This window comes from Streptomyces sp. NPDC017202, from assembly GCF_044331705.1.
Taxonomy (GTDB): Bacteria; Actinomycetota; Actinomycetes; order Streptomycetales; family Streptomycetaceae; genus Streptomyces.
In genome coordinates this window covers 152,186-166,265 of sequence record NZ_JBIRNP010000014.1, presented here as the reverse complement: position 1 = coordinate 166,265, position 14,080 = coordinate 152,186, and the positions used below count along the sequence as shown (strand labels likewise).

General features: G+C 74.2%; 2 protein-coding genes. Both read left to right on the top strand.

The window, feature by feature from the left end:
• On the top strand, window positions 1-7,319 hold a 7,319-nt coding region (locus tag ACH4N1_RS25130), incomplete at its 5' end, for an SDR family NAD(P)-dependent oxidoreductase (RefSeq protein ID WP_398100262.1).
• A 148-nt stretch (window positions 7,320-7,467) separates the two neighbouring features.
• The gene (locus tag ACH4N1_RS25125) at window positions 7,468-14,031 is read left to right on the top strand and encodes a thioester reductase domain-containing protein (RefSeq protein ID WP_398100269.1); all 6,564 of its coding nucleotides are present in this window, start codon (window positions 7,468-7,470) and stop codon (window positions 14,029-14,031) included.
• Window positions 14,032-14,080 lie beyond the last annotated feature (49 nt).

The following is a 14,080-nucleotide window of genomic DNA, read 5'->3' as shown; positions in this document are numbered from 1 at the left end:
TGCCGGAGGGACAGCGCGCCGAGGCCGGGCGCTACCTGCTGCATCCGGCCCTGCTGGACGCCGCCCTGCACACCCTCCTGCCCGGCGTCGTCGACCAGGACCGGGAGGCCCTCGTGCCCTTCGGATGGGAGGGCGTCACGATCCACGCGGTGGGCGCCGGGACGGTCCGGGTGCGCTTCTCCCTCGACGCCGCCGACTCCGTCGCACTGACGGTGGCGGACGGTACGGGTGCCGCGGTGGCGTCCGTGGAGGGCTTGACGCTGCGGCCGTTGTCGGCGGAGGCGCTGCGTGCGGCGGCGGCCCCGGGCGGCCCGGACGGCCTGTTCGCCGTGCGGTGGAAGCCCGTACCGGTCGGCACGGCACCGGCCCCGGACGGGGCCGAGGTCGTGGAGGTCGTCTCCGGCGGGCGGTCCGCGCCCGAGGTGCTGTACGACACCCTGCACGGGATCCAGGAGTTCCTGACCGACGACAGCAAAGCGGACAACACCCTGGTCGTGGTGACCCGCGGCGCCGTCGCCCTCGACGGCGAGGAAGTCGCGGATCTCGCCGCGGCCGGCGTCACCGGACTGGTGCGCGTGGCACAGACGGAACACCCCGGCCGCATCGTCCTCGCCGACCTGGAACCGGACACCGACCTGGACACCGAGACGATCCTCGCCACCGGCGAACCGCAACTGGCCGTACGTGACGGAGTGACGTACGTGCCCCGCCTGAACCGCGCCACCGGCGAACCCGGTGAGCGGACGGTGCGCTGGGACCAGGGCACCGTCCTCATCACGGGCGCCACCGGAACCCTGGGCGCGGTACTGGCCCGCCACCTGGTCACCACCCACGGAGCACAAAACCTGCTCCTGGTCTCCCGCCGCGGCCCGGACGCACCCGGCGCCACCGAACTGAAGGACGAACTGCTCGCCCTGGGAGCCGAGGCCACCCTCGCCGCCTGCGACGTCTCCGACAAGGACTCCCTGGCGGACGTCCTGGCACGGATTCCGGCCGACCGGCCCCTGAAGGCCGTCGTCCACACGGCCGGAGTCCTGGACGACACCGTGCTCACCGACCTGACCCCCGAGCGCCTGGACGCCGTACTGGCGGCGAAGGCGGACGCGGCGTGGCACCTGCACGAGCTGACGCAGGACCTGGAGCTGTCCGCCTTCGTTCTCTACTCGTCGATCGCGGGCCTGATCGGCAATGCCGGCCAGGCCAACTACGCCGCCGCCAACACCTACCTGGACGCCCTCGCCCAGCACCGCACGGCCCTCGGACTGCCCGGCGTGTCACTGGCCTGGGGCCTGTGGAACCAGACCAGCACCATCAGCGGCGAACTCGGCGACGCGGACCTGCAACGCATCAAGCGCCTGGGGCTGCTGCCCCTCGCCACGGACGAGGCGATGGCGCTGTTCGACTCCGCCGTGGCGGGCACCGAGCCGGTCCTCGCCGTCAGCCGCATCGACACCGCTGCCCTGCGCGCACAGCACCAGGCTCCCACCCCGCTCCTTCGCGCTCTGGTCCCGGCAGGTCCGCGACGCGCGAACGACACGCGGAGTGATGCCGCCGCCTCGCTGGCCGAGCGCCTGGGCGCCCTGTCCCGGGAAGAGCGCGAACAGGCCCTCGTCGACCTCGTCCGCGCGCAGGTCGCCGCGGTCCTCGGACACGCAGACGCCGGTGCCGTCGACCCCCGGCGCGCCTTCCAGGAACTCGGCTTCGACTCGCTCACCGCCGTCGAACTGCGCAACCAGCTCAACGGCGCGACCGGACTGCGCCTGCCGAGCACGCTGATCTTCGACCACCCCAGCCCCGCCGCCCTCGCCACGCACCTGGCCTCCGAGCTGTTCGGTGAGGAGGAGTCCGTCGCCGTCACCGCGGACTCCGCCTCCATGGAACCGATCGCGATCGTCGGCATGGCGTGCCGTTACCCCGGCGGGGTGTCCTCCCCGGAGGACCTGTGGAACCTGGTCTCCGGCGAAGTCGACGCCATCAGCGAGTTCCCGTCCAACCGCGGCTGGGACATCGAGAAGCTGTACGACCCGGACCCGGAGCAGTACGGGACGTCGTACGTCCGCGAGGGCGGCTTCCTGCACGACGCGGACCTCTTCGACCGCGAGTTCTTCGGCATGTCACCGCGCGAGGCGACCGCAACCGACCCGCAGCAGCGCCTGCTGCTGGAGACCGCCTGGGAGACGCTGGAGAACGCGGGCATCGTGCCGGCCACCCTGCGCGGCAGCCGCACCGGCGTCTTCACCGGCGTGATGTACCACGACTACGCCACCGCCACCGGGACCGTCCCGGAGGAGCTGGAGGGCTACCTCGCCGCCGGCAGCGCGGGCAGTGTCGCCTCCGGCCGGCTGTCGTACACCTTCGGTCTCGAAGGTCCGGCGATCACGGTCGACACGGCGTGCTCCTCCTCGCTGGTGGCCCTGCACATGGCCGCGGGTGCGCTGCGCAACGGCGAGTGCGACCTCGCGCTCGCGGGCGGTGCCACGGTCATGGCGACACCCGCCACGTTCGTGGAGTTCTCCCGTCAGCGCGGGCTGTCCGCCGACGGCCGCTGCAAGTCCTTCTCCGACGACGCCGACGGCACCGGCTGGTCCGAAGGCGTCGGCCTGCTGCTGGTGGAACGCCTCTCCGACGCCCGCAAGAACGGCCACCAGATCCTGGCGGTCATCCGCGGCACGGCCGTCAACCAGGACGGAGCCAGCAACGGCCTCACCGCACCCAACGGCCCCTCCCAGGAACGCGTCATCAAGCAGGCCCTGGCCAACGCCGGCCTGAACACCGACGACGTCGACGCCGTCGAAGCCCACGGCACCGGCACCCGCCTCGGCGACCCCATCGAAGCCCAGGCCCTCCTCGCCACCTACGGCCGCAACCGCACCACCGACAAACCCCTCTACCTCGGCTCCCTCAAGTCGAACATCGGCCACTCCCAGGCAGCCGCCGGCGTCGGCGGCGTCATCAAGATGATCGAAGCCATGCGCCACGGGACCCTCCCCCGCACCCTGCACGCCGACAAGCCGTCCAGCCACATCGACTGGGACGCAGGAGCGGTCGAGCTGCTGACCGAGGCACGGGAATGGCCCGCCACCGACGGCCGACCGCGCCGCGCGGGCATCTCCTCCTTCGGCATCAGCGGCACCAACGCCCACGTCCTCATCGAGGAACCCCCGGCCGCCCCCGCGAAGCGGGACACCACCGAACGTGGCGAACTGCCGCTGATTCCGTGGGTGTTGTCGGGCAGGAGCGCGCAGGCGGTCCGCGACCAGGCCGCCCGCCTGCTCACCCACCTGGAGACCCACCCCGCACTCGCCGCACAGGACATCGCCCTGTCCCTGGCGACCGAACGCGCCGCCTTCGACCACCGCGCGGTGGTCACGGGCGCCGACCGCACCCAACTCGCCGACGCGGTAAGAGCGCTGGCAGAAGGCACCGGCACCCGGCCGACCCAGACACACCGCCCCGGCTCCACGGCTTTCCTGTTCACGGGGCAGGGAGCGCAGCGGCTGGGTATGGGCCGCCAGCTGCACGCGGCGTTCCCGGTGTTCGCGACCGCCTTCGACGAGGTCGCCGCCGCCCTCGACCCCCACCTGCCCCGCCCGATCAGCGACGTCATCACCGACGGCGACCACCTGGACCGCACCGAGTTCACCCAACCCGCCCTCTTCGCCATCGAAGTCGCCCTCTTCCGCCTCGTCCGCTCCTGGGGCATCACCCCCGACCACGTCGCCGGCCACTCCATCGGCGAACTCGCCGCCGCCCACGCGGCCGGCGTCTTCTCCCTGCAAGACGCCGCACGACTGGTCACCGCCCGCGGACGCCTCATGCAAGCCGCCCGCGAAGGCGGCGCCATGGCCGCCATCCAGGCCACCGAGACAGAAGTCCGCGCCTCCCTCCTGCCCCACGGCGAGGAACACATCGCCGTCGCCGCCGTCAACGGCCCCCGCGCCACCGTCGTCTCCGGCGACCAGGACACCGTCACCAAGGTCATGGAGGAATGGCAGGCCAAAGGCACCCGCGTCAAACGCCTGACCGTCTCCCACGCCTTCCACTCCCCCCACATGAACGACATCCTCGACGCATTCCGACAAGTCGCCGCCACCGTCACCTACCACAAACCCCGCATCCCCCTCGTCTCCACCCTCACCGGACGCATCGCCACCGCCGACGAACTCACCGACCCCCAGTACTGGACCGACCAGATCCGCGGCACCGTCCGCTTCACCCACGCCCTCACCACCCTCCACGAAACCGGCACCCGCGTCTTCGTCGAGATCGGCCCCGACGCCGTCCTCACCGCCCTCACCCGCGACACCCTCGACGACACCACCGCCCTCCCCCTCCTGCGCCGCGACCACGACGAAACCCACACCCTGATCTCCGGCGTGGCCCAGGCGTTCGCCGCGGGCGTGCCGGTCGACTGGTCCGCCTTCCTCGGCCCCCGTACCACCACCCCGACGCCCCTGCCCACCTACGCCTTCCAACGCGAACGCCACTGGATGGAGCGCAAGGACGCCGTCCCGGCCGACGAGGCGCGCGGCTGGAGTTCGCTCGGTCATCCGCTGCTCGCCGCGAAGGTCGAACCGGCGGGGAGCGAAGGGGTGTTGTTCAGCGGCCGGGTCTCGGTCGAGACGCATCCGTGGCTGGAGACGCACGCCGTCCTGGACGCCCCCGTCCTGCCCACCGCCGCACTCGTGGACCTCGTCGTGCGCGCCGGTGACGAGGTGGGCCTCGGCGCGCTCGACACCCTCACCGTGCACACCCCGCTCGTGCTCCCGGCGCTGACCTCGACGGAGATCCAGCTCGCCGTCGCCGGCCCCGACGGCTCGGGTCTGCGGGCCTTCACGCTGTACGCCCGGCCGGCCGACGAGGGCGCTCGCTGGACCACGTACGCGGAGGGCGGCCTGTCCGTCGCCGCCGCCCGGCCGGTGCGTGCCGTCGGCGACGGCAGCGGTACGGAGGTGGCGCTCGCCGACGAGCTGCTGCCGGACGCCGTCCGCTACGGACTGCACCCGGGGCTGCTGGAGGCGGCCCTCCGTGCGGCGGAGGAGGCCGACGCCGTCGCCCCGGCCCGTCCGGGCACCGTTCTCGTCCCCGCCGAATGGCACGACGTGCGGCTGCACGCGAGTGGTGCCACGGTCGTCCGTGTCCAGTGGCAGGCCGTCGACGAACGCACCCTGGCCGTCCGGCTCACCGACGCCGCGGGCGAGCCGGTCCTCACGGTCGGCCGACTGGTCTTCCAGGACGTGCCGTACGACCGGTTCACCGCCGCCGGCCGGGCGGCCCTGCCGCTGTACCGCACCGAGTGGGGCATCGCCGAGCTGCCGACGGCCGAGGCCCCCCTGCGCTGGGCCGACCTGGGCCCGGACGGCGGCGACGGCACCGGCACCGCCTACTCGACCCTCTCCGAAGCGGCGGAGGCCATCGCGGCGGGTGCCCCCGTCGACGCCTTGCGCGTGTGGGCGCACGACGAGTCCGGCACCGACGTGGTCGACGCCCTGCACCGGCGCACCCGTGACGCCCTCGCCCTGGTCCGGGAATATCTGGCCGACGAGCGTCTCGGGGACGTCCCGCTGGCCGTGGTCACCCGCGGTGCCGTCGCCGTCGGCGGCGAGGAGGTCGCCGACCTGGCAGGTGCCGGAGTCCGGGGTCTCCTGCGCTCCGCACAGGCCGAGGCACCGGGCCGGATCTTCCTCCTTGACCTGGAACGGTCGGCGGGCGGCGAGGGCGAGCCGCTCGCGTCGGACGCGCTGCTGTCGGCGGTGGTCGCCGCCGACGAGCCGGAGGCCGCCGTACGCGACGCCGGGATCCGCGTGCCGCGCCTGCGCCGCGTCGACTCCACCGCGGCCGCCCCGTCCGTGCCCCCGCGATCCGATGCCGACCTGCCCGTCTCCGCTCGATCCGATGCCGACCCGTCCGTCGCCGCTCGATCCGGTGCCCGCCCCTCCCGTCCCGGCTTCGACGGGTCACCCGAGGGGACCGTGCTGATCACCGGCGGCACCGGAGCCCTCGGCGCTCTGGTGGCCCGCCGTCTGGTGGCCGAGCACGGCGTACGGCACCTGCTGCTGCTCGGCCGGGAGGGCGCCGCGGCCCCGGGCGCCGAGGCCCTGGTCAAGGAGCTGACGGGAGCGGGTGCCACGGTCACCGTCACGGCCTGCGACGCCGGGGACCGCGCCGCGCTGGCGGCCGTCCTGGACGGCATCCCCGCCGAGCACCCCCTCACCGCGGTCGTCCACGCCGCGGGCGTCCTCGACAACGCGCTGATCGCCGACCTGGGCGCACCGAGCCTGGCCGGGGTCCTCGCGGCCAAGGCCGACGCCGCCTGGCACCTGCACGAACTGACGCGGGACCGGGACCTGTCCGCCTTCGTCCTGTTCTCGTCGAGCGTGGGCGTCCTCGGCGGGCCGGGTCAGGCCAACTACGCCGCCGCCAACGCGTTCGTCGACGCCCTGGCCGGCCTGCGCGCCGCCCAGGGCCTCCCGGCCACCGCGATCGGCTGGGGCGTGTGGGACCCCGCCGAGATCGGCGGGGGCATCAACGCCGGCCTCGGCGAGGCGGGCCACAAGCGCTACACCAGGGAAGGCTTCCGGCTCATCCCCGCGCAGGAGGGCCTCGGCCTGCTCGACGCCGCGCTCGCGGAGGGCGCGGCCCACCTGGTGGCCCTGCCGCTGGACCTCGCGGCCCTGCGGGCGCACGGCCGGGTACCGGCCGCGCTGCGCGACCTGGTCCCCGCGCCGGGCCGCCGGGGCGCCGCGCACGGCGCGGACGCCACGGGCGGTGCCGCGGGCCTGGTCCCGCTGGAGCAACGGCTGGCCGCCCTGCCCGCCGAGGAGCGCGAGCAGGCCGTGCTCGACCTGGTGCGCGGTGAGATCGCGGCGGCGCTCGGCCACGCCGGGGCCCATCAGGTCGCCGCCCACCGGGCCTTCCAGGACCTCGGCTTCGACTCGTTGACCGCCGTCGACCTGCGCAACCGGCTGACGACGGCCACCGGTCTGCGGCTGCCCTCCACGCTGGTCTTCGACCACCCGAACCCCGAGGCGCTCGCCGCCCACCTGCTGGGCCGGCTGGACGTGGGCGACGCACCGGGCGGGACCCCCGCCCTGGCGGAGCTGGACCGCCTGGAGGCGGCACTGCTCGGTGCGGACGCCCCCGACGACGAGGAGACCCGCTCCGCGGTCACCGCCCGGCTGAAGGCGCTGCTGGCGCGGATGACGGCGGCGGAGACACCCGAGGACGACGCGGCGGACGTGACCGAGTCCCTCGAGGCCGCCACGGCGGACGACCTCTTCGCCTTCATCGACACCCAGCTCGGCCGTTCTGCGCACTGAACTTCGGCGGGGGCGCCCCACCGGCGCCCCCGCCCGGACTGAGGAGAGACGAACCAGCATGGCCACTGAGTCCAACGACCGGGCCCGGCAGACCCCCGCCGCCAAGGGACAGACCAACGAGGAGAAGCTGGTCGAGTACCTGAAGTGGGTGACCGCCGACCTGCACAAGGCCAAGCAGCGGATCACCGAGCTGGAGAGCGGTCAGGACGAGCCCGTCGCCGTCATCGGCATGGCGTGCCGCTACCCGGGCGGGGTGACCTCGCCCGCCGAGCTGTGGAGGCTCGTCGCCGACGGGGTGGACGGCATCACCCCCTGGCCCACCGACCGCGGCTGGGACATCGAGGGCCTGTACGACCCGGAGCCCGGCAGGGCGGGCAAGTCCTACACCCGCGAGGGCGGATTCCTGGACGGGGCCGCCGAGTTCGACGCGGCCTTCTTCGGCATCTCACCGCGCGAGGCCCTCGGCATGGACCCGCAGCAGCGCGTCCTGCTGGAGACGGCGTGGGAGGCGCTGGAGAGCGCCGGCCTCGACCCGGCCGCCCTCAGGGGCAGCCGCACCGGCGTGTTCGCCGGCCTGGTGGAACAGAGCTACCTCGACCGCGAAGGCCCCGAGGAGCTCGAGGGCTACCTCATGACGAGCAAGCTCTCCAGCGTGGCCTCCGGCCGGATCGCCTACACCTTCGGCCTGGAGGGCCCGGCCGTCTCCGTCGACACGGCCTGCTCCTCCTCGCTGGTGGCCCTGCACATGGCGGTGCAGTCGCTGCGCTCGGGCGAGTCCACGCTCGCCCTCGCGGGCGGCGTCACCGTCTCCGGTTCCCCGAGCGGCTTCGTGGACTTCTCCCGTCAGCGCGGGCTGTCCGCCGACGGCCGCTGCAAGTCCTTCTCCGACGACGCCGACGGCACCGGCTGGTCCGAGGGCGTCGGCATGCTCCTCGTCGAGAAACTCTCCGACGCGCGGAAGAACGGCCACCGTGTCCTGGCGGTGATCCGCGGTACGGCCGTCAACCAGGACGGGGCCAGCAACGGTCTGACCGCGCCCAACGGTCCGTCCCAGGAACGCGTGATCAAGCAGGCCCTGGCGAACGCCGGTCTGAGCACGGCCGACGTCGACGCCGTCGAAGCCCACGGCACCGGTACCCGCCTCGGCGACCCCATCGAGGCCCACGCGCTGCTCGCCACCTACGGTCAGGGGCGTCCCGCCGGGCGCCCGCTGTACCTGGGCTCGCTCAAGTCGAACATCGGCCACTCGGTCGCCGCGGCCGGAGTGGGCGGCGTGATCAAGATGATCGAGGCGATGCGGCACGGGGTGCTGCCGAAGACCCTGCACGCGGACAAGCCGTCCAGCCACGTGGACTGGGACGCCGGTGCGGTGGAGCTGCTGACCGAGGCACGGGAGTGGCCCGAGGTCGACGGCCGGCCGCGCCGCGCGGGCGTCTCCGCCTTCGGCGTGAGCGGCACCAACGCCCACGTCATCGTCGAGCAGGCCCCCGCCGAGGACGCCCCGGAAGCCGACCCGGCCGAGTTCGCCCTTCCCGTCGTTCCCTGGGTGTTGTCGGGCAGGAGCGCGCAGGCCGTCCGCGACCAGGCAGCCCGCCTGCTCACCCACCTCGACACCCACCCCGCGTTCGCCGCACAGGACATCGCCCTGTCCCTGGCCACCGAGCGAACGGCCTTCGAGCACCGCGCGGTGGTGACAGGCGCCGACCGCACCGAACTCATCGACGCCGTCAAGGCATTGGCGCAGGGCAGCGGTGCGGAACCGTCACGGGTACGTGACGCGAGTGGGACCGCTTTCCTGTTCACGGGGCAGGGAGCGCAGCGGCTGGGTATGGGCCGCCAGCTGCACGCGGCGTTCCCGGTGTTCGCGACCGCCTTCGACGAGGTCGCCGCCGCCCTCGACCCCCACCTGCCCCGCCCGATCAGCGACGTCATCACCGACGGCGACCACCTGGACCGCACCGAGTTCACCCAACCCGCCCTCTTCGCCATCGAAGTCGCCCTCTTCCGCCTCATCCACTCCTGGGGCATCACCCCCGACCACGTCGCCGGCCACTCCATCGGCGAACTCGCCGCCGCCCACGCGGCCGGCGTCTTCTCCCTGCAAGACGCCGCACGACTGGTCACCGCCCGCGGACGCCTCATGCAAGCCGCCCGCGAAGGCGGCGCCATGGCCGCCATCCAGGCCACCGAGACAGAAGTCCGCGCCTCCCTCCTGCCCCACGGCGAGGAACACATCGCCGTCGCCGCCGTCAACGGCCCCCGCGCCACCGTGATCTCCGGCGACCAGGACACCGTCACCAAGGTCATGGAGGAATGGCAGGCCAAAGGCACCCGCGTCAAACGCCTGACCGTCTCCCACGCCTTCCACTCCCCCCACATGAACGACATCCTCGACGAGTTCCGACAAGTCGCCGCCACCGTCACCTACCACAAACCCCACATCCCCCTCGTCTCCACCCTCACCGGACGCATCGCCACCGCCGACGAACTCACCGACCCCCAGTACTGGACCGACCAGATCCGCGGCACCGTCCGCTTCACCCACGCCCTCACCACCCTCCACGAAACCGGCACCCGCGTCTTCGTCGAGATCGGCCCCGACGCCGTCCTCACCGCCCTCACCCGCGACACCCTCGACGACACCACCGCCCTCCCCCTCCTGCGCCGCGACCACGACGAGGCCCGGATCCTCGTCCAGGCCGTCGGTGCCCTGCACACCCAGGGCGTCCGGGTGGACTGGACGGCCTTCTTCGCCGGTACCGGTGCCCGCCGCATCGAGTCGCCCCTGCCCACGTACGCCTTCCAGCACGAGCGGTACTGGATCAAGCCCGTCGCCGGTGCCCTGGACACCGCCGGCCTCGGTCTCCGGCCGGGCGGACACCCGGTCTTCGGCGCCCAGGTGGAACAGGCGGACGGCCGGGGCGCGCTGTTCACCGGCCGCGTCTCGGTGCGCAGTCACCCGTGGCTGACCCGGTACACCCTCCTCGGAGCGACCGCGCTGCCGCCGGAGGCCCTGGTGGACGCCCTCGTGCGCGCCGGTGACGAACTCGGCACGGGCGCAGTGGAGTCGCTGGTCCTGGACCTGCCGCCGGCGCTGCCGGAGGACGGCAGGCTCCAGCTCCAGCTGTCCGTCGGGGAGCCGGACGCGGACCTGACGCGGGCCTTCACCCTGTACGCCCGCCCCGACGGCGGCGACCTGCCGTGGTCGGAGTGCGCGCGGGGACGGCTGGGCCACGGCGGCTCCAGGGCGCCGTTCGGCCCCCCGGCCGCGTGGCCGCCCGCCGAGGCCGCCGCGCTCGCCCTCGGGGACACCGACACGGACCGGGGCGTCACCGCCGGCTGGCGGCTCGGCGACGAGGTGTTCGCCGACCTCGTCCTCGACGAGGCGCTGCACGGCGAGGCCGCCGACTTCGGCCTGCACCCGGAGCTGCTGCGCTCGGCCCTGTACGCCGCGGCGCTGACCGGCCCGCACGGGGAACGGGACGACGAGACGCTCGCCGTCGAGTGGAGCGGCTTCCAGCTGTACGCGACCGGTGCCACCGCCCTGCGCGCCCACCTGGTCCCGACGGGCGAGCACACGGTCGCCCTGCGTCTCGCCGACCGCGCCGGCCGGCCCGTGGCCTTCGCCCGGGCCGTGACCAGCCGCTCCGTGGACGCCGGGCGGGTGCGCGACGCCCTGGCCCGGGACGCCGACGCGTTGTTCCACGTGCGCTGGCAGGCCACCCCGCTGCCCGTGCCCCCCACCGCCCCGGCCCTCGCCGTCGTCGGCGAGGACTTCGACCGCCCCACCGCCGCCCCCGCCGGCGAGGGAACCGGCCGCACCGGCCGGGAAACCGAGCGCACCGGTGGAGGAACCGACAGTCTCAGCCTGGCCGAGGCGGCCGGGCGGGCCGGGCGCGGCGAGGCCGACGCGGTCGTGGTGTTCAGGCCCGCCGTCGACCCGCGGGGCGCGGACGTCGTGGCCGCCGTGCACGCGCACACCCGTGCCACCCTCGATCTGGTCCAGCGGTGGCTGGCCGACGAGCGGCCCGGCGCCGTACCGCTGGTCGTGGTGACCCGGGGCGGTGTGGCCACCGGGGACGAGGAGTTCCTCGACCCGGCCGGCTCGGCGGACTGGGGTCTGCTGCGCTCGGCGCAGTCGGAGTCCCCGGACCGGATCGTCCTGGTGGACGCCGACACGGACGATCCGGACGCCCTCGCCGGCCCCCTGGCCGCGGTGGTCGCCTCCGGCGCCGCCCAGGCCGCGATCCGCGACGGCCGCGTCCTGCTGCCGAGCCTGCTCCGTACCCCCCAGGCCCCTCGTGCTCCCCGTGCCGAGGACGACGGCGCCCGGCGCTGGAACCCCGAGGGCACGGTCCTGATCACCGGTGGCACCGGCAGCCTCGGCGCCCTCTTCGCCCGCCACCTGGCGGGCGAGCACGGGGTGCGGCACCTGCTCCTGGTCAGCCGGCGCGGGCCCGCCGCGCCGGGCGCCGAGGACCTGCGGGCGGAACTGGCCGGGCTGGGCGCCACGACGACCGTCGTCGCCGCCGACATCGCCGACCGTGCCGCCCTGGCCGCCGTCCTCGACGCGGTGCCCGCCGAACACCCGCTGACCGGTGTCCTGCACCTGGCCGGTGTCACCGACGACGGCCTGGTCGGCGACCTCACCCCGGAGCGTCTCGACGCCGTGCTGGCGCCCAAGGCCGACGCCGCCTGGCACCTGCACGAACTGACCGAGCGGCTGGACCTGTCGGCCTTCGTGCTGTTCTCCTCCGTCGCGGGAGTCATCGGCGGCGCCGGCCAGGCCAACTACGCGGCGGCCAACGCCTTCCTGGACGGACTCGCCGCCCTGCGCGCCGCCCGGGGCCTGCCCGCCACCTCCGTGGCCTGGGGGCTGTGGGCCCAGGACTCCGGCATCGCCGGCGACCTCGACGAGGCCGACATCGCCCGCATCACCCGCGCCGGCTTCGGCGTCATCTCCCCGCAGCAGGGCCCCCGGCTGCTGGACCTCGCCCTCGCCCTGCCGTACGCCGCCCCCGTCGTCACCCCGCTGGACCTCGCCGCGATGCGGGAGCGTCCCGCGCAGGTGCCGTCGCTGTTCGCCTCCCTGGTGCGCAGGCCGGTGCGGCGCGCCGCCAACAACTCCGAGCGCACGGCGGACGGTCTGGCGCGGCGCCTGGCCGCGGCCGACGAACGCGAACAGCTCGCCCTCGTCCTGGAGGTGGTGCTCACCGCCACGGCGGCGGTCCTCGGTCACAGCGACCCGTCGTCCCTCGCCGTCGAACAGCCCTTCAGCGGGCTCGGGTTCGACTCCCTCACCGCGGTGGAACTGCGCAACCGCCTCGCCGCGGAACTGGACCTGCGCCTGCCCGGCACCCTGGTCTTCGACCACCCCACCCCCCGCGCCCTGGCGGAGTTCCTGCGGACCGCCCTGACGGACGGCGCGGACGGCACGGGCGACGGCACGGCCGCGTCGGCGGCCGGCCGGGAGGGGGAGGACCACGCGGCGGAGATCCGCCTGGACGAGGCGATCCGGCCCGCCGCCGAGGTCGTACGGCAGGTCGACGACCCGGCGGAGATCTTCCTGACCGGCGCCACCGGCTTCCTCGGCGCGTTCCTGCTGCGCGACCTGGCGCGCGCCACCCGGGGCACCCTGCACTGCCTGGTCCGCGCGCGCGACGCGGCCGACGGCCTGCGGCGGCTGCGCGAGAACCTGGAGTACTACCGCGTCTGGGACGAGGTGGACCCCGCCCGGATCAAGGTGGTCGTCGGCGACCTCGCCGAGCCCCGGTTCGGCCTGGGCGAGGAGGAGTTCGACGCCCTCGCCCGCACCGTCGACGTCGTCTACCACGGCGGTGCCCAGGTGCACTGGCTGCACCCGTTCGGCACGCTGAAGGCGGCCAACGTGGGCGGCACGCGGGAGGTCCTGCGGCTCGCGGCACGGCACCGCACCGTTCCGGTCCACTACCTGTCCACGACCGGCGTCTTCGCGGGCCAGGAGACGGGAGGCCGTCCGCTGAAGGTGGACGACCCCACCGGGCCGGCCGAGGCGCTGCCCAGCGGCTACCTGCGCAGCAAGTGGGTCGCCGAACAGGTCATCGGCATCGCCCGCGACCGGGGTCTGCCGGTCTCCGTCTACCGCGTGGACGTCGTCTCGGGCGACCAGGTCAACGGTGCCTGCCAGACCCGCGACTTCGTCTGGCTGAGCCTGCGCGGGCTGATCCAGGCGGGCGCCGTCCCGGCCGGCCTGGACGTCGCGGTGCCGCTCACGCCCGTGGACTACGTCAGCTCCGCGCTGGTCGCCCTGTCGCTGTCGGGGCGGGTCCGTCCGGGCACCTTCCACCTCTACAACCAGAGCCACATGACCTTCGCCGAGTTCGTCACCGAACTGAGGGCACGGGGCCACCGCCTGGAGGAGCTGGACCGGGACTCCTGGAGCGCCCTGGTGCGGTCGGACCCCGACAACGTGATGCTTCCGCTGCTGGAGGCCTTCGAGATGATGGCGAGGGGCGACGGGACCTTCTACCCGCCGGTCGACACGAGTGTGGCCGAAAGGGCACTGGCGGACACCGGGATCGAGTGCCCGAAGATGACGGTCGACCTGTTCCGGCGGTACGTCACCTTCTTCACGGAGGCCGGTTTCCTCCCGCCGGCGGACACAGCCGCACAACCGGTGGACGCGGCCGCACAACCGGTGGACGCGGCCGCGCGCCTCTCCGCCCGCCCCTGAACCATCGCCCAGCCGTTCGCGACGACAAGCGGCTGCCGCGCCCCGCACC